Origin of the sequence: Mucilaginibacter gotjawali, assembly GCF_002355435.1 — a bacterium.
GTDB lineage: Bacteria > Bacteroidota > Bacteroidia > Sphingobacteriales > Sphingobacteriaceae > Mucilaginibacter > Mucilaginibacter gotjawali.
This window is the reverse complement of record NZ_AP017313.1, coordinates 414,593-436,198: the sequence shown is the minus strand read 5'-3', so window position 1 is coordinate 436,198 and position 21,606 is coordinate 414,593. Positions and strand designations below refer to the sequence as shown.

18 protein-coding genes, 2 tRNA genes and 3 rRNA genes are annotated in these 21,606 nt (G+C 43.0%); 7 read left to right on the top strand and 16 right to left on the bottom strand.

Annotated elements, in window-relative coordinates:
- The first annotated feature begins 13 nt into the window (after window positions 1-13).
- Both MgSA37_RS01975 and MgSA37_RS01970 read left to right on the top strand, forming a co-directional pair.
- Complete coding sequence (locus MgSA37_RS01975) at window positions 14-1,027, top strand: hypothetical protein (RefSeq protein WP_096349600.1); 1,014 nt, start codon at window positions 14-16, stop codon at window positions 1,025-1,027.
- 173 nt (window positions 1,028-1,200) lie between these two features.
- Window positions 1,201-2,208 carry a glycoside hydrolase family 88/105 protein gene (locus MgSA37_RS01970; RefSeq protein WP_232010766.1) on the top strand — a complete coding sequence of 336 codons (1,008 nt, stop codon included), beginning with the start codon at window positions 1,201-1,203 and terminating at the stop codon, window positions 2,206-2,208.
- 58 nt (window positions 2,209-2,266) lie between these two features.
- On the opposite strand, the gene MgSA37_RS28035 is transcribed toward MgSA37_RS01970, so the two are convergent.
- Together MgSA37_RS28035 and MgSA37_RS01965 are read right to left on the bottom strand one after the other, a co-directional pair.
- Window positions 2,267-2,413 carry a hypothetical protein gene (locus tag MgSA37_RS28035; RefSeq protein WP_157750383.1) on the bottom strand — a complete coding sequence of 49 codons (147 nt, stop codon included), beginning with the start codon at window positions 2,411-2,413 and terminating at the stop codon, window positions 2,267-2,269.
- 223 nt (window positions 2,414-2,636) lie between these two features.
- Complete coding sequence (locus tag MgSA37_RS01965) at window positions 2,637-3,437, bottom strand: sulfite exporter TauE/SafE family protein (protein ID WP_096357189.1); 801 nt, start codon at window positions 3,435-3,437, stop codon at window positions 2,637-2,639.
- Between the two features lie 169 nt (window positions 3,438-3,606).
- Between MgSA37_RS01965 and MgSA37_RS01960 the strand changes: the two genes are divergently transcribed.
- Entirely contained in the window at window positions 3,607-3,843 is a 237-nt protein-coding gene (locus MgSA37_RS01960; protein ID WP_096349598.1) for a hypothetical protein, read from the top strand.
- A 452-nt stretch (window positions 3,844-4,295) separates the two neighbouring features.
- Here MgSA37_RS01960 and rrf read toward each other — a convergent pair.
- The 5 genes from rrf to MgSA37_RS01935 form a co-directional block, all read right to left on the bottom strand.
- A 5S ribosomal RNA gene (rrf, locus tag MgSA37_RS01955) occupies window positions 4,296-4,407 on the bottom strand.
- Between the two features lie 291 nt (window positions 4,408-4,698).
- Window positions 4,699-7,575: ribosomal RNA gene (locus MgSA37_RS01950) — 23S ribosomal RNA — on the bottom strand.
- A 252-nt stretch (window positions 7,576-7,827) separates the two neighbouring features.
- Window positions 7,828-7,904, bottom strand: a tRNA-Ala gene (locus MgSA37_RS01945).
- Between the two features lie 102 nt (window positions 7,905-8,006).
- A tRNA-Ile gene (locus tag MgSA37_RS01940) sits at window positions 8,007-8,081 on the bottom strand.
- Window positions 8,082-8,380: 299 nt separating this feature from the next.
- Window positions 8,381-9,902, bottom strand: a 16S ribosomal RNA gene (locus MgSA37_RS01935).
- Together the 16S, 23S and 5S rRNA genes with 2 tRNA genes alongside form the textbook arrangement of a ribosomal RNA operon.
- Window positions 9,903-10,568: 666 nt before the next feature.
- Here MgSA37_RS01935 and MgSA37_RS01930 point away from each other — a divergent pair.
- Window positions 10,569-11,153 carry a hypothetical protein gene (locus tag MgSA37_RS01930; protein WP_096349597.1) on the top strand — a complete coding sequence of 195 codons (585 nt, stop codon included), beginning with the start codon at window positions 10,569-10,571 and terminating at the stop codon, window positions 11,151-11,153.
- Window positions 11,126-11,965 carry a methyltransferase RsmF C-terminal domain-like protein gene (locus MgSA37_RS29315; RefSeq protein ID WP_096349596.1) on the top strand — a complete coding sequence of 280 codons (840 nt, stop codon included), beginning with the start codon at window positions 11,126-11,128 and terminating at the stop codon, window positions 11,963-11,965. Before MgSA37_RS01930 ends, MgSA37_RS29315 begins: the two co-directional genes overlap by 28 nt.
- Here the strand turns inward: MgSA37_RS29315 and MgSA37_RS01920 are convergent.
- The 3 genes from MgSA37_RS01920 to MgSA37_RS01910 form a co-directional block, all read right to left on the bottom strand.
- Complete coding sequence (locus MgSA37_RS01920; RefSeq protein ID WP_096349595.1) at window positions 11,962-12,588, bottom strand: hypothetical protein; 627 nt, start codon at window positions 12,586-12,588, stop codon at window positions 11,962-11,964. The genes MgSA37_RS29315 and MgSA37_RS01920 overlap by 4 nt on opposite strands.
- A gap of 187 nt (window positions 12,589-12,775) precedes the next feature.
- Window positions 12,776-13,165 (bottom strand): RidA family protein, encoded by a 390-nt coding sequence (locus tag MgSA37_RS01915; RefSeq protein WP_096349594.1) that lies wholly within the window; start codon window positions 13,163-13,165, stop codon window positions 12,776-12,778.
- A gap of 73 nt (window positions 13,166-13,238) precedes the next feature.
- The gene (locus MgSA37_RS01910) at window positions 13,239-13,643 is read right to left on the bottom strand and encodes a DUF1761 domain-containing protein (protein ID WP_096349593.1); all 405 of its coding nucleotides are present in this window, start codon (window positions 13,641-13,643) and stop codon (window positions 13,239-13,241) included.
- A gap of 317 nt (window positions 13,644-13,960) precedes the next feature.
- On the opposite strand from MgSA37_RS01910, the gene MgSA37_RS01900 reads away from it, so the two are divergent.
- Window positions 13,961-15,253 (top strand): HAD-IB family phosphatase, encoded by a 1,293-nt coding sequence (locus MgSA37_RS01900; RefSeq protein ID WP_096349591.1) that lies wholly within the window; start codon window positions 13,961-13,963, stop codon window positions 15,251-15,253.
- Between the two features lie 80 nt (window positions 15,254-15,333).
- Here the strand turns inward: MgSA37_RS01900 and MgSA37_RS01895 are convergent, their stop codons facing one another.
- From MgSA37_RS01895 to MgSA37_RS01880, 4 genes are all read right to left on the bottom strand, one after another.
- Window positions 15,334-15,813: a universal stress protein gene (locus MgSA37_RS01895; protein ID WP_096349590.1), complete on the bottom strand. Its 480-nt coding sequence runs from the start codon at window positions 15,811-15,813 to the stop codon at window positions 15,334-15,336.
- A gap of 85 nt (window positions 15,814-15,898) precedes the next feature.
- Complete coding sequence (locus MgSA37_RS01890; RefSeq protein ID WP_096349589.1) at window positions 15,899-17,473, bottom strand: outer membrane beta-barrel protein; 1,575 nt, start codon at window positions 17,471-17,473, stop codon at window positions 15,899-15,901.
- Complete coding sequence (locus MgSA37_RS01885) at window positions 17,470-18,057, bottom strand: RNA polymerase sigma factor (protein WP_096349588.1); 588 nt, start codon at window positions 18,055-18,057, stop codon at window positions 17,470-17,472. Before MgSA37_RS01885 ends, MgSA37_RS01890 begins: the two co-directional genes overlap by 4 nt.
- A gap of 192 nt (window positions 18,058-18,249) precedes the next feature.
- Window positions 18,250-19,008, bottom strand: a complete 759-nt coding sequence (locus MgSA37_RS01880) for a hypothetical protein (RefSeq protein ID WP_096349587.1) — start codon at window positions 19,006-19,008, stop codon at window positions 18,250-18,252.
- 242 nt (window positions 19,009-19,250) lie between these two features.
- On the opposite strand from MgSA37_RS01880, the gene MgSA37_RS01870 reads away from it, so the two are divergent.
- Window positions 19,251-20,204: a tryptophan 2,3-dioxygenase family protein gene (locus MgSA37_RS01870; RefSeq protein ID WP_096349585.1), complete on the top strand. Its 954-nt coding sequence runs from the start codon at window positions 19,251-19,253 to the stop codon at window positions 20,202-20,204.
- Here the strand turns inward: MgSA37_RS01870 and MgSA37_RS01865 are convergent.
- Window positions 20,201-20,623, bottom strand: coding sequence for a hypothetical protein (locus MgSA37_RS01865; protein ID WP_096349584.1), 423 nt, complete (start codon window positions 20,621-20,623; stop codon window positions 20,201-20,203). The genes MgSA37_RS01870 and MgSA37_RS01865 overlap by 4 nt on opposite strands.
- Before the next feature lie 37 nt (window positions 20,624-20,660).
- Entirely contained in the window at window positions 20,661-21,113 is a 453-nt protein-coding gene (locus tag MgSA37_RS01860; RefSeq protein WP_096349583.1) for a type II toxin-antitoxin system VapC family toxin, read from the bottom strand.
- Between the last annotated feature and the right edge of the window lie 493 nt (window positions 21,114-21,606).

Here is a 21,606-nt window from a genome sequence, read left to right as displayed (position 1 = left end):
CAACATCGCCTAAATGGAAAGAAAAACAATAACAGCGGGCTTTTTAAGTACGATTTGCTGGTTAGATACGGCTGTTGTTGATTGGGCTTCAGCGGGACAATTGTATTCGCTGGATGGAAAGGAAAAGCAACTTGGAAAATATCATTACGGATATAATTTCGACAGCTCCATTGTTTCATCTGATGGTCAATATGCATTTATATATAAAAAACTTGAAACAAAAGGATTGCTATTAAAAAATGGTGAACTCCTTAGGGAAATAAACAGGTCATATTATTATGCTGATGTATATGAATATCCCGCAGCATTCGTTACTGTCAACTACAAAACTTATTTAGTGCATTGTCCATTGGAATATAGCAGACTTGATTTTGAAGATGTAGAAACCGGAGAATTGATAACTGATATACCGGGACGAAAACCATCCTATGTATTTCATTCCAGGTTAGAAATTAACGCCCCAAATACTTTTTTAATGAGTAAGGGTTGGTGCTGGCATCCAACGGATGTTGTACAAGTTTTTAATATAGACGCGTGTATTAATAATCCATTGCTTCTCGATAAATCAATTTTAAGTCCGAATATAGATGTTGAGGTTTGTACTGCAAGTTTTATAAATGACTCAAAAATTATGATTGGCACATCAGATGAGGCTTATGATGATGAAAATCTTAATCTTCCCCTGAAGCACGTAGGTATTTGGGATATAGGGTTAAATGAAGTGACTAATTTTGTAAAAATAAAAGGAGAATTTGGAAATTTATACCCCATTAACGACAAGTTTTCCTGGGATACTTTTAAATTTCCGAAAATAATAAATCTAGATAACGGCGAAATTGTAGACAAAGACGAGTCCATATATAGTGGAGAGCAAAACTCAAGTATGATAGGACATGATTCATTGAAATATCCTCAGATCGTATTTAACAAGCAAACAAAACAACTGGCGATAAAGGGTGATGGAAAAATAGAAATCCTCACACCTTCAAACGTATTTTTAAAGGCAGAGATGTTAAGAAGTCAATGACAAATTTTATCGAAAACAAATAGGATTAAAAAATGAAACTACTCCAAACTCAACCTAATAAAATTTCTATATTGGTGTTGACATTCTTAATAATTGTGCAAGCTGTGAAGGCACACAAATCAAATCCCGTGTCCCGCGACACTGTCTTTTCCCCCCACTCCGTCCTCAAAATAATGAAACGGGTTGGCGACTGGCAATTACAATACTGGCAAACCAAAGGTTTCACGCACAAAAAAACCGATTGGACAAATGCTGCTTTGTATACCGGCCTTTTTGATTTGAGTAAGGCAAGCGGCGATGAAAGGTACGATAATAAACTGATAGAAATTGGTAATGAGGTGAACTGGAACACAGGAAACAACCGCCTGATGGCTGATGATTATTGCGTTGGGCAAACCTATTCGCTGTTGTATATGAAATACAAACGGCCCGAAATGATCGCCCCTTTTCAACATTTGGGGGATAGTATTGTTAGCCTCCCCTTTACTGAGTCACTGGAGTGGAAGAATAACATCCAGGATCGCGAATGGGCCTGGTGCGATGCCTTGTTTATGGGGCCAACGGCATTGGCTTATTTATCATCTGCCACCGGCGACCGGAAGTACCTGGATAAAGCTACCACCCTCTGGTGGAAAACCACCGCCTATTTGTACGACCCGCAGGCGCATCTTTACTCGAGGGATGGCAGTTACCTGGACAAGAAAGAAAAGAATGGTGAAAAAGTATTTTGGTCGAGGGGAAATGGATGGGTTTTGGCAGGGCTGGCAAGGTTGCTTGAAAATATGCCTGCCAATTACACCGGGAGGGAAAAATTTGTTAGCCTGTTTAAAGATATGGCGGCAAAGATCGCTTCCTTACAGCAGCCCGATGGAAGCTGGCACGCCTCATTGTTAGACCCGGCGAGCTATCCTATTAAAGAATGCAGCGGAACCGGCTTTTATTGTTATGCTATTTTGTGGGGAATGAACCACGGGCTATTAAATAAACAGCAATATTTGCCGGTAGCCAAAAGGGCCTGGCTGGCAATGGTCACCGCCGTTAAACCCAACGGAATGTTAGGCTATGTACAACCCATAGGAGGCAGCCCTGATAAAGTGACAGAAGATAGTAACGAGGTTTATGGTACCGGCGCCTTTTTACTTGCAGGCGCTCAACTATACCAATACCTGGATGAGCATTAAGAATTTTATAAACTAAAAGTTGCAGGTAAATTTCCCCTGCAACCGTTATTTTAAAAAATTAATTATAATGCCCCGGAACCCATACACGGCCTCCCCTTGGTCCATAATTATAATGGCCGCGAACCCAACCTTCGCGGTGTACAACACAAGAATTTAAACTTGCCGCTACCACCAGTAGCAATGCAAAATATTTGATCGGTTTCATAATGATGATTTTTATATAATGGTTATTATTAACGTTATTTTATAATACAATACAAAATAGGTGCCACCTGCAGATTAACCGGTTTATTTGCAATATGTTACGTATAAGAGGCATGGAACTTATATTACCCTGTATTCCTTATTATAAAAAGATGTAGCAATTACCAAACAAACTATTTTTTTATCTGGTTAAATAAAACAGATATCCGGAGGGATGGCATGAGCTATTTATAGGCGCGGTAAAAGAAAAATGCAGTGATCAGAATGATCAGGAAAACAATAACCCCGCGCAGTACTTGCTGATTTAACCTGCGCGCATAGTAAGCGCCGGCATAACCACCTATGGTAGTAGCTACCAGCATAATACAGGTTTGGGTCCACCAGATCTTGCCCGAGATGATGAAAATAATAACAGCGATGGAATTGGCTGCTCCCACCAATAGCGTTTTGTTGACGTTGATGAGCTTGATATCGGTTAATCCGAAAACACTCCATACGGCCATCATCATAATGCCCGCTCCGCCGCCAAAATACCCACCGTAAATCCCTAAAATAAATTGTGCAATAATCAGGGAACTCCGGCTGATCGTAAACCGGCTTTGCAGCAGCCGGCCTGCCTGTTTTCCAAAAATAAATGTCAGCGAGCCGAATAATATCAGCCAGGGGATGATCTTATCAAAATTCTTAGACGGTGTCAGAATCAGCAGGAACGCGCCGATACAGCCACCCGTTAGCGAAATAATGATGAGTGCTTTTAGCGAGATCTTTTCAAAACTTTTAAAATCTTTACGATAAGCATAGACGCTTGCAAGCGCACCGGGGAATAACGCAACCGTGCTGGATGCATTTGCCTGAACCGAGGGTAAACCTGCATAAATTAATACCGGCATACTGATAAAAGTGCCGCCGCCGGCCACAGCGTTGATCATTCCGGCAAACAAGCCTGCAGCCAGCAAAAACAGGTCAGTAGATACAGCGTGCGACGGGGGAAATATATTACCAATAAGCAGTAGAATATGCGCCATCTTAATGAACATCCCTGTTAGGGGAAAGGGTTAAAGGCGCAAAGATGCATATTATAGTTTTTTCAATTTCAACAATAAAGTCACAAAAAATTATTAAAATATCGGCGGCAATTGTTTTTATTTGCAGGACAAACCAATATTCGACTAATTTTATTTAATACAATCCATTATGAGCGATCTAACAGAAAACGATAAACTAAAGGCTGAACAACTGGCGCGGGTAATTGATCTGAATGCCAAACTTTTAAGCAATGCAGCTTCAACTTATGCCTACAATAAAATAAACAACCTGTTACTGATGCAGGTGCTGGCAAAAGTGGAAAACCGCGACCTGGAAGAGATCCGCAATAATGTGGAACGATATATCGCCCAGTTTACCGACGAGTATTTGAAGAAAAACTCGTAGGTGGAGATTAGCGGCCGGAGATTAGGGATTAATTTTTTGCTATCCCGCCATCCGCAGCACACTGTATTTGCTATCAATGGCTTGTTTGCTGATTGCATAATACCAATACTAAATTCCATGGGTATTTAAATCTAATAAGCTTTCGACCGCCCTGGTGTATAACGCCAGGGCTTTTTCATTGTAGTTTAGGTGATGAACCCGGCTTACTGTTGTTGGTTGGTGTATGACGGCGATGGGAACAAAAAAAGGCTATAAAACAAGAAACCCCTGGTTCTTTAGAACTAAGGGTCTTGATCCGCCTTTTGGCGGACGCAGTAAGATTTGGCACCGACCTACTCTCCCATCCGTCTTTCAGCCGGACAGTACCATCGGCTCCGGCGGGCATAACATCCGTAAAAGATGGCACTAAAACAAGGAACCCCTAGTTCGTTTGAACTAAGGGTCTTGATAAGATTTGGCACCGACCTACTCTCCCACATTTTACTGCAGTACCATCGGCTCTGGCGGGCTTAACTTCTCTGTTCGGAATGGGAAGAGGTGGACACCGCCGATATAGGCACCTGAATATTTTTTGGTTCATTGGTTCATTAGTTCAATTGTTCATTGGTATGAGCATGTTGGCTAATGTACCTAACCAGTATTTTTATTTTGTTTGTTGTCTTTTGTTTACTATCCCGCAGTTACCAATGAACTACTGAACCAGTGAACTAATGAACAAACTTAAACATAATTGAAAGAAGTAAGTAGATTGAGAAAACAACAATATTAGTGTTGAGTGATTAGAGCCTTAAGTTTAGCGAACAGGACAAGTCCTAATCTCTATTCTCTGATCTCTAATCACTATTATTACCTGCTATGAGAAAGCTTCGGGCGATTAGTATTACTCGGCTATGATGTCACCACCTTTATACCTGTAACCTATCAACGTAGTAGTCTGCTACGACCCTCAATGGAAGTCTCATCTTGTGGCTAGTTTCGCACTTAGATGCTTTCAGCGCTTATCTATTCCCAACGTAGCTACTCTGCAATACAGCTGGCGCCATAACAGATTCACCAGAGGTTAGTCCAACCCGGTCCTCTCGTACTAAGGTCAGCCCCACTCAAACTTCCTGCGCCCACAACAGATAGGGACCGAACTGTCTCGCGACGTTCTGAACCCAGCTCGCGTGCCACTTTAATGAGCGAACAGCTCAACCCTTGGGACCTTCTCCAGCCCCAGGATGTGACGAGCCGACATCGAGGTGCCAAACCTCCCCGTCGATATGAGCTCTTGGGGGAGATCAGCCTGTTATCCCCAGCGTACCTTTTATCCTTTGAGCGATGGCCCTTCCATGCAGAACCACCGGATCACTATATCCGTCTTTCGACCCTGATCGACTTGTCTGTCTCACAGTCAAGCAAGCTTATGCTATTGCACTCCACGTACGGTTACCAAGCGTACTGAGCTTACCTTTGAAAGCCTCCGTTACCTTTTTGGAGGCGACCACCCCAGTCAAACTACCCGCCAAACAATGTCCTCCGCTATGCGGAGTTAGACACCAGATACAGAAAGGGTGGTATTTCAACGTTGACTAACTGACTCCTAGCGAAGCCAGATCACAGTCTCCCACCTATCCTACACATCCTGTAGCCGATTTCAATGTTAAGTTGTAGTGAAGGTGCATGGGGTCTTTCCGTCCCGTTGCGGGTAACCGGCGTCTTCACCGATACCACAATTTCACCGAGCTCATGGCTGAGACAGCGCCCAGATCGTTACACCATTCGTGCAGGTCGGAACTTACCCGACAAGGAATTTCGCTACCTTAGGACCGTTATAGTTACGGCCGCCGTTTACTGGGGCTTCGATTCAATGCTTCGAATTGCTCCTAACATCCCCTCTTAACCTTCCAGCACCGGGCAGGTGTCAGGCCATATACGTCATCTTTCGATTTTGCATAGCCATGTGTTTTTGTTAAACAGTCGCCTGGGCCTTTTCACTGCGGCTTCATTGCTGAAGCGCCCCTTCTCCCGAAGTTACAGGGCCATTTTGCCGAGTTCCTTAGCCATGATTCACTCGAGCACCTTAGGATTCTCTCCTCGACTACCTGTGTCGGTTTACGGTACGGGTATTCATAATCTGAAGCTTAGCGGGTTTTCTTGGAAGTATGATTACCTGAACTATCCCCTTACCCGAAGGCTCAAGGTACTATCAGCTTTCAGCAAGAGTGGCGTACTTTACTACCTCTCCTATACCTACGGCCTTTAACGAACTATTCCGTCAGTTCGCGTCAGTGTCACTGCTCCGTCACCGCATCGCAATTATAAATAGTACTGGAATATTAACCAGTTGTCCATCGGCTACGCCCTTCGGCTTCACCTTAGGCCCCGACTAACCCTGATCCGATTAGCGTTGATCAGGAAACCTTAGTCTTTCGGTGGGCGGGTTTCTCTCCCGCCTTATCGTTACTTATGCCTACATTTGCTTTTCTATAACCTCCACAGTAACTTACGTATCTGCTTCGCCGGCAATAGAATGCTCCCCTACCAGATGCACCAAAGTGCAAATCCATAGCTTCGGTATACCGCTTGATGCCCGTTTATTATCCATGCCCGATCGCTCGACTAGTGAGCTGTTACGCACTCTTTAAATGAATGGCTGCTTCCAAGCCAACATCCTAGCTGTCTGTGCAATCGGACCTCGTTAGTTCAACTTAGCGGTAATTTGGGGACCTTAGCTGATGGTCTGGGTTCTTTCCCTCTCGGCCCTGGACCTTAGCACCCAGAGCCTCACTCCAGCGTATATTAATAAGCATTCGGAGTTTATCTGGATTTGGTAGGATTTGACTCCCCCGCACCCAATTAGTAGCTCTACCTCTTATTAACTCAACCGCCAGGCTGTTCCTAAAAACATTTCGGGGAGTACGAGCTATTTCCCAGTTTGATTAGCCTTTCACCCCTACCCACAGATCATCCGGAAACTTTTCAACGTTTATCGGTTCGGTCCTCCAGTACCTGTTACGGCACCTTCAACCTGTCCATGGGTAGATCACAAGGTTTCGCGTCTACCTCCACTGACTGTGCGCCCTTTTCAGACTCGCTTTCGCTTCGGCTGCGTGTCTTAAACACTTAACCTTGCCAATGAAGAGTAACTCGTAGGCTCATTATGCAAAAGGCACGCCGTCACCACTTTCGCAGCTCCGACCGCTTGTAAGTACACGGTTTCAGGTTCTATTTCACTCCCCTGTTCGGGGTTCTTTTCACCTTTCCCTCACGGTACTGGTTCACTATCGGTCTCTCAGGAGTATTTAGCCTTACCGGATGGTGCCGGCAAATTCCCACAAGGCGTCTCCGACCTCGCGGTACTCAGGATACCACTATCCTTACATCAATTACCCGTACGCAGCTCTCATGCTCTATGGCCGGGTTTCCCACCCCGTTCCGGTTTTCTTTGTATATCATGTTGTGGTCCTATAACCCCCACTATGCCGTAACATAGTAGGTTTGGGCTTCTTCCCTTTCGCTCGCCACTACTCAGGAAATCACTGTTGTTTTCTCTTCCTATGCTTACTTAGATGTTTCAGTTCAGCACGTTCGCGCATTTATGCAACTATTCTTCAAATAGTTAGGTTTCCCCATTCGGAAATCCGCGGATCAATTCATATTTGCTGATCCCCGCGGCTTATCGCAGCTTATCACGTCCTTCATCGCCTCTGAGAGCCAAGGCATCCCCCGTGTACCCTTTCTTACTTTCTTCTACTCATACGCCTTTTGCTCGTATGGTATGCTTTTTGATTCTTGTTACGTTCATTAGTTCACTCGTTCATCAGTTCATTGGTATCGCTACCGTTGTCCCTTTGTTCTTGTAAACCTTTGAAGCCTTAACAGTCCTCTATACTGTTGTCTTCTCTTTCAATTTACTTCTTCCAATATGTCAAAGAACGTGGCCCCGTTTGATCCCTCAAACTTTGCATGATATCCTATCCCCCTTGAGGGAAACGGTGGGCGTGGTGGAGAATAACGGATTCGAACCGTTGACCCTCTGCGTGCAAGGCAGATGCTCTAGCCAGCTGAGCTAATCCCCCCTATGATGAGTCGTAAGTCTTAAGTCTTGAGTTCTAAGTCTTTGTCTTTTTCTGACTTTGGACTCTGTACTTCCGACTTTTGACTCGCGGCTGCGCCGCGTGTAGTCCCGAGCAGATTTGAACTGCTGACCCCTACATTATCAGTGTAGTGCTCTAACCAAACTGAGCTACGGGACTGTTTGATTTACGATTTCAGATGTACGATTTTAGATTTTTCTTGTTTCCGAGTCAATCGTAATTCGTAAATCGTAATTCGTAATTTCTTACAATCTCGCAACCTCTTTCAGTTAAAGCCATATACTAATGGCTTCATCTTTTGGGTTTCCTTTTGTTAGACTTGAGTATTGAGATTTGAGTATTGAGATTTTTGTCTCACATCTCAGATCTCAGATCTCATTTCTAATATAAAAAATAGATCATGCAGCTAACAGCCTCAGCTGTTATGTTTTGAAGAGATTTTGTGGATACTGCTCCAGAAAGGAGGTATTCCAGCCACACCTTCCGGTACGGCTACCTTGTTACGACTTAGCCCCAGTTACCGGTTTTACCCTAGGACGCTCCTTACGGTTACGCACTTCAGGCACCCCCAGCTTCCATGGCTTGACGGGCGGTGTGTACAAGGCCCGGGAACGTATTCACCGCAGCATTGCTGATCTGCGATTACTAGCGAATCCAACTTCACGGGGTCGAGTTGCAGACCCCGATCCGAACTGTGAACAGCTTTTTGAGATTGGCATCCTGTTGCCAGGTAGCTGCCCTCTGTACTGCCCATTGTAGCACGTGTGTAGCCCCGGACGTAAGGGCCATGATGACTTGACGTCGTCCCCTCCTTCCTCTCTATTTGCATAGGCAGTCTGTTTAGAGTCCCCATCATTACATGCTGGCAACTAAACATAGGGGTTGCGCTCGTTGCGGGACTTAACCCAACACCTCACGGCACGAGCTGACGACAGCCATGCAGCACCTAGTTTCGTGTCCCGAAGGACTGATACGTCTCTGTATCATTCACTAACTTTCAAGCCCGGGTAAGGTTCCTCGCGTATCATCGAATTAAACCACATGCTCCTCCGCTTGTGCGGGCCCCCGTCAATTCCTTTGAGTTTCACCCTTGCGGGCGTACTCCCCAGGTGGAATACTTAACGCTTTCGCTTTGACGCTAACTGTATATCGCTAACATCGAGTATTCATCGTTTAGGGCGTGGACTACCAGGGTATCTAATCCTGTTTGATCCCCACGCTTTCGTGCCTCAGCGTCAATCATACCATAGTAAGCTGCCTTCGCAATTGGTGTTCTGTGACATATCTATGCATTTCACCGCTACTTGTCACATTCCGCCTACCTCTAGTACATTCAAGCCCATCAGTATCAAAGGCACTGCGATAGTTAAGCTACCGTCTTTCACCCCTGACTTAATAGGCCGCCTACGCACCCTTTAAACCCAATAAATCCGGATAACGCTTGGATCCTCCGTATTACCGCGGCTGCTGGCACGGAGTTAGCCGATCCTTATTCTCAGAGTACATTCAACTCATTACACGTAATGAGGTTTATTCCCCTGCAAAAGCAGTTTACAACCCGTAGGGCCGTCTTCCTGCACGCGGCATGGCTGGTTCAGGCTTGCGCCCATTGACCAATATTCCTTACTGCTGCCTCCCGTAGGAGTCTGGTCCGTGTCTCAGTACCAGTGTGGGGGGTCATCCTCTCAGATCCCCTAAACATCGTAGCCTTGGTAAGCCGTTACCTTACCAACTAGCTAATGTTCCGCATGCCCATCTTTATCCTATAAATATTTGATGAAATCACAATGCTGTGTCTTCATGTTATGCGGGCTTAATCTCTCTTTCGAGAGGCTATCCCCCTGATAAAGGTAGGTTACATACGTGTTACGCACCCGTGCGCCACTCTCAAGGAAAGCAAGCTCTCCTATCCCGTCCGACTTGCATGTATTAGGCCTGCCGCTAGCGTTCATCCTGAGCCAGGATCAAACTCTCCATTGTATAATGTTGTTGTTTGATTTACCTGACCCTATTATTAATTAATAGAATCTGTAAAAAAATTATTCCTTTTACAGTATCCTCTCTCTTTTTATCTCATAACTACCTCGCCTCGCGGCTCAGCTGTTATGCTACATGATTATCTATCTTTTATAAGAACTTTTCATCTTCGCCTCACGGTTCAGACTTTATAGTGTTTCACTCTTTCAAGTGTCAACTTTTCATTTTTTAAAGCTGAGAATCGCTCTCCGCTTTTTGCCTTTCGGCGACCCTTTCTTTTGGGACTGCAAAGGTATCAACCTTTTTCTGTTTCGCAAACTTTATTTTTTTTTATTTTCTAAAGCTTACTTTTCTTCTTTTTCCCCGCTTCCTCTCTCCTTTTCTTTCCTCGTTTGCGGGCTGCAAAGATGCGATTATTTTTAATTCCTGTCAAGTGTTATTTTCACTTATTTTCAGATTATTTTTATTCGCTATATTTTCAAAAAACAACGCCTTTTTTCTAAAGCGGTCACAAATGTACAGAGATTTCGGCTACCTGCCAAAACATTTTTTAAAAAAGATAAAACATAACAGCTAACTATCTGTATGCTAAACCAAATGAAAAGCACTATTGTATTTGATGAGGTGCCAAAGACCACCATTCAATGGAATTAGTATCTTTGAAAAGATATGAACGAGCCCAATTTCCCCGAAAATTTTATTTCAATATTAAGTGCCGAGCCAGGTTTCGACGCCGGAAATTTCATCAATGCACATCAAAATACTGAATCGCCTACTTCGATCCGTTTAAATCCCTTTAAAAAACATGCCCTCAAAACTGATGGCCAGGTGCCCTGGTGTGTCGATGGTTATTATCTTAACACCCGCCCGTCATTTACTTTCGACCCGCTTTTTCACGCAGGCTGTTATTATGTGCAGGAAGCATCCTCCATGTTTATTGATCATATCCTTAAAACCATAAGACCGGACAAGGATGAACCGGTGAAAATACTCGACCTGTGCGCCGCGCCCGGCGGCAAAAGCACGCTCATCAATTCGGCCATCGGCGCCGATGATCTGCTGGTGGCTAACGAGATCATTAAAACACGGGTACCTGTTTTATGCGATAATCTTAACCGCTGGGGCACTGCCAATAGTATAGTAAGCAATAATGATCCAAAAGACTTCGGCCGGCTGACCGGCTTTTTGATATCATCCTGGCTGATGCGCCCTGTTCGGGTTCGGGCATGTTCCGTAAGGACCCGGCAGCCATGAACGAATGGAGCGAAGCCAATGTAAACCTTTGCCACCAGCGGCAGGAACGGATACTGGCCGATGTTTATCCCGCCTTAAAAGAAGACGGATACCTTATATATAGTACCTGCTCCTATTCGCACCAGGAAAATGAGGAAATCCTTGATTGGCTCTGTGACACCTTTAATATGGAAAGCTTACCTATACCTATGGTTCGGCAAACTCACCATGACAAGGAGTGGGGTATTGTTGAAACCCGGTCGGAAAAGCATCAAGCCTTTGGCTATCGTTTTTACCCGGGGCAGGCAAAAGGTGAAGGCTTATTTGCAGCTTGCCTGAAAAAGAAAGAGCAGGCTGATGATGCACCGTCCTTCAAAGCAAAAGGGCATCAAAAATTAGCCTTACAGGAGATCGAAATAGTGAAACGCTATTTAATTGAACCTGAAAACTATTATTATAATAAAATTAATGACGACTGGCTGGCGATCAACAGGATTCATAAAGAAAGCCTGGACACCTTGCAGCGGTATCTCTATATTAAAAAATCAGGTGTCAGGATAGGTAAGCTGATGGGTAAAGACCTGGTACCCGATCATGAACTGGCGCTGAGTATCCATACTAACAAGGATGCTTTTTTGCAAACGGAGCTTACCTATGAGCAAGCCATACAATATTTAAGGCGGGAGAATATCGATATCAACCCAACGGATAAAGGCTGGAGCCTGATGTGCTTTGAAGGCGAACCGCTGGGATGGGCAAAGCTGCTGCCAAACAGGATCAATAATTATTATCCAAAAGAGATCAGGATACTCGCTAGCCCCCCGACCCCCTAAAGGGGGAGTTTGAGTTGGCTATAATTGATATAATACCCGTCAAGGCAATCCTTTACACTTTTATAAATAGCATATTTATATTCCCGAAAATTGAAGTTGTTTTTATTCTTCTTTATTTCATTTCCGTCTTTGTCCGTAAGTTTATCAACCTGGCTTATATTTTTAAACCCCGCGTCAAAATATTTCAAAAGCGTCGTTCTTACAATGCCCCCCTTTACACTATCATCAAAAATTGATTCTTCCTTGCTAAAAGCAAATGTGTTTCCACGCTCATCAAAATAATGTTTATACTCGATAAACCAATCCCCACTTTCACTGTAAGGTATTTGGTCGATAAAGATTACCTTTCCGGGTTGGCCTATCATTATATTATAAGTGTATTCAATTTCATCTGGCCATTTCTCATTTATAACCCTTACTAAATTTTTCTTGCCCGGCACTTTAACTAAAACGATTAAATTTTTCGGATGCTGTGCTACATATTTATCAATGGCAGCCTTAGAAGCTTTTAGTTTGGCAAGGATAGAATCTGGCGGGGCGATAGCCGGCAAAAAACGATTATTAGTTCGTGTGGAAAGGGGTGAGCTTGTCAAAAACAACAGTGAGAGGAAAAGGAATTTCATATTCAAATATAAGGTATGTATGATTATTGTCGTAAATCAAAAATCGTCTTTCGGATACCCGCTATAAGAACTATTGCCTGGGCATACAAATAATTGGCGCAAGAACTGAGAACATCCGACCCAGCCCTCCAATCCGGGCATGGTAGCTGTAGCTATTACTACGCCAACATCTTTATTATGCGAGGCTTTATCCAATAATTGCGATGCATTCTACCGAAAAAAGAATACCGCCAGGAAAAGGCATCACCTGCGGGGCGCTTCGCGCAGGTGTTACCTTTGGAAAAAATGTACTGTAAACTTTATTGATGACCGAAAAATAGGGATCCTGACCGGATACCATGAACACGGTTATCTTTACCACTTTATCCAGCGAACTCCCGGCATCTTCCAATATAGTCTTCACATTTTTGAAAGATTGTACAACCTGCTCTTCGTAACCACCGGCAACCAACTTTCCGGTAGAAAGATCAGTGCCGACCGTGCCTGAAACAAAGATGAGGTTGCCCGCTATTACTGCCTGCGGAACAAAAGCATTGGGGCGCGGTGCGTTGGGGGTGTTAAAAACCTGTGGATCCATTTGATAAGTGTTGAATTGTTTAGTAACTCAAACTTAATAAAATTTTGTCCTAATTTCTCTTGCAATAAATAACTTACGGCCACACTGATAAGATAACGCTCATCACCATCATGGCGATCAGCCAAAAAGCATTATCCAGCAGCCAAAGCCCCCATGGTTTTTTCTCATACAATTTAGTACACAAGGTTACCGTGGCAACAAAGCCCAGCCAAAGGAAAAATGCGCCCATTAGTCCCCCTTGTATACCGCTTGTTTTTAAATAGGCATTGCCGAAAACAAGGGAATGATCCAGAACATAGGCCATTACAAATGAGCCGATGAGCACCAGCACAATATTTAAAGGTTCGGGCTTCATATCGGTGATGCCGGTAAGGCGCACCCAAACTTTGCTAAAAATAGCGCCATACCAAATAGCGGCGATAATGTAACAGGCAACTGCCGCCGCTGCGACAGCCAGGAAATTTACATGAACTTGCATAATCGTGATTTTAGGGTTTTATTGTATTAACTACGTTGAATGAATTCTATTTCGTTTGGCCGGAATCCGGAATATGTTTGCTGAAACAAAACGCCGGCTCATGTTCGCGCATAAAAAAACAAACAGCAGGCACTGCTACAGCTTTGGAAATTAATAATTTAAGCAAAATTGCCTGGGGTATTTATTTCAAAAATAAAGAAAAAAATACTGATTTACAAAAAACAGCCCTGCATTTTTACCTTTCATTCTAACGTCTATAAATCATCCAAAATTCGCACATTTGCAACCGCAAGGCAATCGCATAGTTGCATATCAAAATGGATCAATACTTTATCATAGATTTCGACAGTACATTTACGCAGGTTGAGGCTTTAGACGAGCTGGCCCGGATCTCCCTAAAAAATCACCCCGACAGGGAAAATATCTACAAAAAGATAGAGGACCTTACCAATGCCTCCATGGAGGGTAAATTATCTTTTACCCAAAGCCTGGAGAACAGGGTTAAACTTTTAGAGGCCAACCGCGACCATTTAAAACAATTGGTTACTCATTTAAAAAAGAAAGTATCGACCTCATTTTCGCGCAATACGGTGTTTTTCAAAAACCATGCTGACGAGGTGCTGATCGTATCAGGTGGGTTTAAGGAATTTATTACCCCCGTAGTAACAGAGTATTTTATTAAGAAAGAGAATATATACGCCAATACCTTTGTATTTGATGAGGAAGGCAATATTATAGGGTATGACCGCAGCAACCCGCTTTCGCAGGAAGGTGGCAAGGTTAAATTATTGAAAGAGCTTAACTTACAGGGTGAAATATTTGGCATTGGCGATGGCTATTCGGATTTCCAGCTGAAGGAATCGGGAATGATTAAAAAATTCTTTGCTTTTACTGAAAATATCGAGCGCAAATCAGTAGCCGAAAAGGCCGACCACATTACGCCCAGCTTTGACGAGTTTTTGTACATCAATAAACTTCCCAGGGCTATATCGTACCCTAAAAACCGGATCAAGTGCCTGGTAATTGGTAATGTGGAAGAGGAAGCGCTTTCGCTGATGCGGAAAGAAGGCTATAATATCCGCGAAAAGGATAGTATTGAGGAGAAATACCTGCAGGAAGCCGGTATTTTATTTTGCGACGAAGAAAACCAGCCCACGCCTGAACAACTGCAAAATGCAGGCAGGTTAAAAGTGATAGGCATTTTCGGCAAAATAAACGGCCGCAAATTGATGGAAGCGGCCTGCGAAAATGGCATCATTATTTTTGATGACCCCAAAAACAATCCGCGTAATGAAGATTTTATCCCCCGAAGGGTAATTGCTTTTATGAACGAGGGCAAAACCCATACCAGCTGCAATTTCCCCGACCTGCAGCCGCCACGGAACAACAACGCGCACAGGCTCATCCACATCCATAAAAACGTACCGGGCATTCTTGCTAAAATAAACGATGTTTTTGCCCGCCACAACATTAATATTGTGGGCGAATTTTTGGTGACCAACCCGCAAATCGGTTATGTAATTACGGATGTAAACACGGGTTATGATCCGGAAGTTTTAAATGAGCTGAAGGCGATTGAGCATACGATAAAGTTCAGGCTGCTATATTAGTCCGAAAGTCGGGAAGACCGAAAGTCCGAAAGATTTTTATAGTTGAATTTTAACCACAATCATCTTACGGACTTCCGACTTTACTGACTTTCGGACTTTAAAGGCACCACCAAAACCGGCACCGTCGAGTGCCGTACTACGTGCTCGGCTACGCTACCCATAAACAGGCGATCAAGGCCTGTACGATTATGTGTGCCAACAACGATCAGGTCGGCATTAAACTCTTTGCTGCAGCTTATTATTCCATCGGCAGTTGAACCGTATTCCGAAAAATGGGTAACAGGTAAATCCCCGGCAAATTTTTTAATGGTTTGCTCAACGATATTTTCTGACTGGCTTTTTTGTATATCCAATAGCTCGGTTTCTTCAATACCGGTACCCTGTAATGGCATTCCGATGATTGGATCGGCACCCGTTAACTGCGAAATTATAACCGGGCTTACGATATTCACCAGGCCAACCTGTGCGTTAAATTTCCGGGCTAAATCAAACCCAAACTCTGCAGCATATGCTGCATGTTTGCTATCATCTATTCCGATAAGGATTTTTTTGATCATCATAGCAGTAAATATTTTTGTTATAAATATAGCAACAAGTTGGGTTATATCGGGATTCGGAAAACAAAAATAATGGCAAATTTCACTATCAGGGTTTCAATTTATCCAGCTGAAATCCTATCGTAAATTGGAATGTGCCGTTATAAGACTTATAGCTGCCCAGCCCTGATGTTACGCTATAGCCGCTTAAACTTTTCAGATAGGCCGCTTCAAAAATAAAGCGCTTGTATTTGTAGCTTGCCCCGGCTGATATTCCAAAATTCAGTTTTTGATCATATTTTGTTTTATTTATTATACCAATGATGTTTGTGTAGTAAGCGCTGTCGGCTTTTAACGTGGCCGGCTGCAACAAACTATTGGTATTAATTTGTTTTATTGGGAAATTGATCACCGGGCCGGCTTTAATACTTAGATTGCTGGTTGCATTATAAACTGCATAAATGGGGACGCTTAAAGCATAAACTTTGCGGGAAGATGTTATAGTAAGGTTTTGGTTTGAATCAACCTTACTGTTATTTGCATGTGAGTAGGTTGTGGTGATGGTTTGAGGGCTAAATAGCCTAAGCTGTGGGGCTATTGCCCAGGTAGCATTCACCTTATACGAAACAAACAAGCCAAAGTACAAGTCGACCGGGGAACTCCCGTAAAAGTTCGCATTCTGGTTTTTCGGGGTAAAACTACCTGCCGAATTTACGCCGGTGAGTATTCCCCAATCAATATCCGAGGGTTTGTTGTTTTTTGCTTTTGCGGTTTTTCCCTTTGTATTTTTTGCGGCCGGTGGCTGCCCCGAACCTGTGGGCACCAAACCACTTCCAAAAGCAGGCAGGTTGACCGGATGAACGGCACTTATAGCAGTAAAATCTATTTGCGGTTTTACTGCCGCTATGAAAGGATTATCGCGGCTGACCGAGGCATTCTGCGTGCCCGTAAATAAATTGGGAGTAATAGCATCACTAACCGGCTCATTATTTGAATTCGGAGCATTCGGCAGCAAGGCATGGCCAGGATAACGGCTTTGTACAAGCCCTTTTGCGCCTCTTCCTGCTGCATGCAGGCCGGTGTTATTGCGCTGTCCGGACACATGCAAAAGGTTTGATAGCGCGGTTCTCTGCCCAAAACCTTTGCTTGCTGAGACAGTTTTATTTTGGGCATTTATACCCCCGGAAACCTGGCCTGCAGGGGCCTGACCGCCGGCGACCCCGACATTTTTAGCGGGTTTCGTTCTGTTCGTCGCGGCTTCATCGTTAATCGGTTTAACCAGGCTGCTATCTGCGTTTTGTGCCGTTTCTCCGGTTAATCCCGTGCTATCGGCTGCTGTCCCGGAACCAGCTGGATTTAAAGAATCAACGGCTATGGCCTGACTTTGATTGGCGGAATCAGGAATAAAATTAGCAGTATGGTGATAACCATGTTTGACGGGGTGTTTGTTTTTTTCGAGTGAAACAATATTACTTACCATATAAACCATCGCCGCTGCCGAAAAAGCAATAAAAAAAGTTGGCAATATCTTGAGTCTTTTAAAGCCGGATAACCTTTTAACTTCGGGCATTTGTTCATCCAGAAGCGATTGTATCCGGAGCCAATCGGCCTGCGGATCATCATTGACCTGCATCTCACCTCTTTTCTTCTGCCAGAGTTTAAGGTATTTGAGTGAGTTTTTCATTTGGTTTTACCACTCCTTTCTGCTTGCCGGCCAGCGCCTTTTGCTGATGTTTCAAGCAATCCTTTTAATTGTTTTTTGGCTTCGGACAAATGCCAGCGCGAGGTACCCTCACTTATATTTAATTGTGCCGCTATTTCTTTATGGCTAAAGCCATCCAGTACTGATAAATTAAAAACTGTTTGCGTTGCAAGGGGCAGCGTGCGGATCTCTTTTAATATATCGTCAAAAAAAAGCTTTTCTAATATATCGGGCGAAATGAAAAATTCGTCATCATCCCTATCAGTAATCAGTAGATGATTAAATTTCAATTCGCTCCGGCATTTATCAATCGATGTAAAGATCATGATCTTCCTGATCCATCCCCCCAGCTCTCCTTTTTCGGTATCAAAATTTTTAATCGACTGAAATACTTTCAGGAATCCTGTATTAAATGCTTCTTTAGCCATTTCCCTATCGGGCAAATAATTGATACAGACCCTTAACATATCGGCATAAAAAAGCTTATACAATTCCTCCTGGGCCTTGCGGTTATTATCAATACATCCTGTTACCAGCTTATTTGCTTGCTTTTTTGTAAGGTTCATTCCAAAAATTCATTCCCTCATCGGCTTAAAGATACTCTTCGGATGGCCGGCCTGAAACGTTGGGTTGATATTTATTTATTATTGAAAAAAGTTGCAAAGGTTGTAAGGAGTTGTAACTATTTACAATAACCTAATTACGGCGATTACAAACGTAACATTACAACATTTACAACTCCTTACATCGCTTACAACCTATCTGCTGATCTGTTTAGGCGCTATCAATACACCCGACGTATAATTCCAGTTAAATGTAATGGTAGTTGACGTGGCAACAATGCTTCCGTTGTAAGTAGTGCCATTTAGGGTAACCGATAAAGGAAAAGTACCGTTTGGCAAAGTACCCGGCAGGTTTTGTGTAAAATTGATAACCGTAGCTATAGGGCTTTCGCCGAGAGTACACTGGGTTGGCTGTTTTACATACAGAAAATTGATCCCAAATTTATTGCTGATCAGGCTATCGGCAACCACCAGGCGGCTGGTACCACAATATGATTTTTGGGTTTGGGCCACGAAGGAGAGGTAGCTTGAATCAGCCAGTGGGGCGCTATAAAAGTGAGGAACAAGTGTGATTTGGTCGCCGGTAAGCTGCACATAATTGTAGCTTGTAACCGGGTGATAAACCGAATCGCTAACGGTAATGTTAGTGCTGGCGGCTACGCCTTTAGCGGCTGCGCTCACCTGGTACTTGCCTGCTTTTTTAAAAAAAATCAACGCTTTGTTGTTTTGAGTAATGAGTGAATCAAAACCTGATGGTATTACACTCCACTTAACACTGTCAGTTGATTTTGCGCCCGCAAATACCAGGGTATCCGGCTGGTCGATATCAACCTTATAAGCCGAAGCCTGCAATTTACCATTTTGAGAACCGGGCAGATCGCCAAATTTGTTACATGCTGATATTAAACAAAATACCAGCAAAAGCGCTGTTAAGCCATAGAGTGATTTTTTCATTTTTTTAGTTTTAAAAGATGTTTTCTAATCCGTTTTATAGCATCATCGGGTTTACGATCAGAAACGTTGGGTGGAGGAGGGAAAAAGATCCAAGAATAAAGACTCAGGAGCGAAGACAGAAAAAAGAAAGGAGATATTTCGGGTTGATAAGGATACCCAAGCATCCCGACCTTTTCATCCTAAATCTTGTCTCCCGGTTCCTGGCTCTTGGCTCTATCCCCTAAATCTTACTACCTTTGACCATGCATTTCTCTCCCGAAATTGAAGAACGACTGACCCGCTTACAGGAAAAGTATGAAGCCATGGGGCAGGATATGGTATCGTACCTGGATGGCTTGCTTCATGCTGATTTTTTAACCTATTGGGATTACATCCACCTGGATACCCTTTTGAGCCTGCAAAATCCAAAAACGCCTTTCCCGGATGAGGAGATCTTTATTATTTATCACCAGATCACTGAGCTGTATTTTAAGCTCGCCCTGCATGAATGCAAACAGATCACTGCTGCGCAACCTTTAAATGCCGATTTTTTTACTGCCCGTTTAAAACGCATTAACCGGTATTTTGAGGCCCTTACCCAATCGTTTGAGATCATGGTGGAAGGAATGGAGAAGGACCAGTTCCTAAAATTCAGGATGTCATTACTACCCGCCAGCGGTTTCCAGAGCGGGCAATACCGCATGATAGAAATTTATGCTACCAATTTTATCAACCTGGTAGCCAGGGATAAAAGAGCGGAACTAAAGGATGCTTCCATCAGGGATCAGTTTGAATACCTGTATTGGAAATTCGGCGCCACAGAGCTCTCTACGGGCAAAAAAACGCTTACACTGAAGCAGTTTGAAAAGAAATACGCCAAAAGCTTTATCGAATTGGGCGAGGCAAGTATTCACCATAATTTCAATGCGCTTTATCACCAGCTTAAAATTAATAACCAGGCAACCGTACAACTCGAAGACGAATTAAAGCAACTGGACATCAATGTAAATGTAAACTGGCCGCTGTCGCATTATAAATCTGCGGTACGCTACCTTAACCGCGAGCCTGAAGAAATAAAAGCCACCGGCGGCACCAACTGGCAAAAGTATCTGCCCCCAAGATTTCAGAAACGCATATTTTACCCTGAATTATGGACCGAACAGGAAATTGATGAATGGGGAAAAGGTTGGGTGGACAGTGCTGTGAAAGGTATTTAACAACCACCCTCGCCAGTTACTTTTTGCTGGCATAAAATTTTTTCGCCCCATTTAATTGTCAGGATGCCTTTAAATGCATAATCTTCGTCACCATCTTGTTTTTTATAGATCATTTTCAGGCTTAAGATGTATTTACCGGATGTGTAAATCTCTTCGTCTTTATCATGTTTTACCGTTTGATCTGCCTTTAACAAAACGGCCTTATTGTTAACGTGGATGAGGGCACCGGCATAGTCGGTTCTGCAAATAAGCACATCCCGTTTTTCATCTTTTGCTGACAAATAACAATCATCACCGCAACCTGTCATATCATCCGGCACGTTTTTAAAGGTTGTTAACTTAAATAAACGGGGATTCGGTACCTGATCATTAATTAATCCGAACGTAAAAAAAAGAATTATTGCTAAAACTAATTTCATATGACAAGGTTCATTTCTAAAATATGAACAAAAAATCTCAACTTCTAAATAAGTCGGGTTTCACAGTTTGTACTTCTATAAATATCTGGTGTAAATGATTAAAGTCAGCATCGGTAGTTACCACTTTCAAACCGAGTAATGCTGCTGTTGACGCTATCCACAAATCATTTTTACCCATGTTTCGCGGTGTGCTAAATGGATAATCAGTATATGATGGATTCCGTCGTTGTGAAAAGGCGTCAATTTCAGCGTAAGTGTTTATCAAACTTTCGCTCACTTCAACTATCGAAACTTTATCTAAAACTGTTTCAACTGTTTGTAATTTTCTAACGCCCCAGTTATTCTGTAATGCAATGGATTTTAATTCGCCAATCGAAATTACAGATACAAGAATATTCTCTTTATTGGGATTTATAACATTTTCAAGCAATTGACTGCTTGGATCTTTAATAAGATAAATAAGAATGTTTGTATCAAGCAATAGGTTCATTTGTTTTCATTCAATGTTTTCATCGCTTCTGAAAACTCTTCTTCTGTAAGGAATGCTTCTTTTGGTAATTTTTTTAAAGCATCTTCTAATCCCTCAGCACTTTTCCCCATCTTATTAGCGAAGGCAGTAGTGCCACCGGCCGCTAATATTTCACCAACAGAATATGATTTAAGCCCGGAAAATAAAGGACGAGGCTTATTGAATGCTTCGATATTTTTTTTTTCATAGTCTTAATGCGCCATGTGTATCACAAATTTACAAAATATATTGTACAATATTCAAGTCAGTTATGGCATCAATTCGCAAAACACTATCTCACCTTTTTCAAAAAAAGGCCCTTTTACCCTGAATTATGGACCGAACAGGAAATTGATGAATGGGGAAAAGGTTGGGTGGAGAAAATTGCTGGCTCATAGTTCATGGTTGATAGTTCATGGCCGGAATCTATTATTATAAAGCTTTAGTATATTATTTATGTAAAAAAACAGCCATG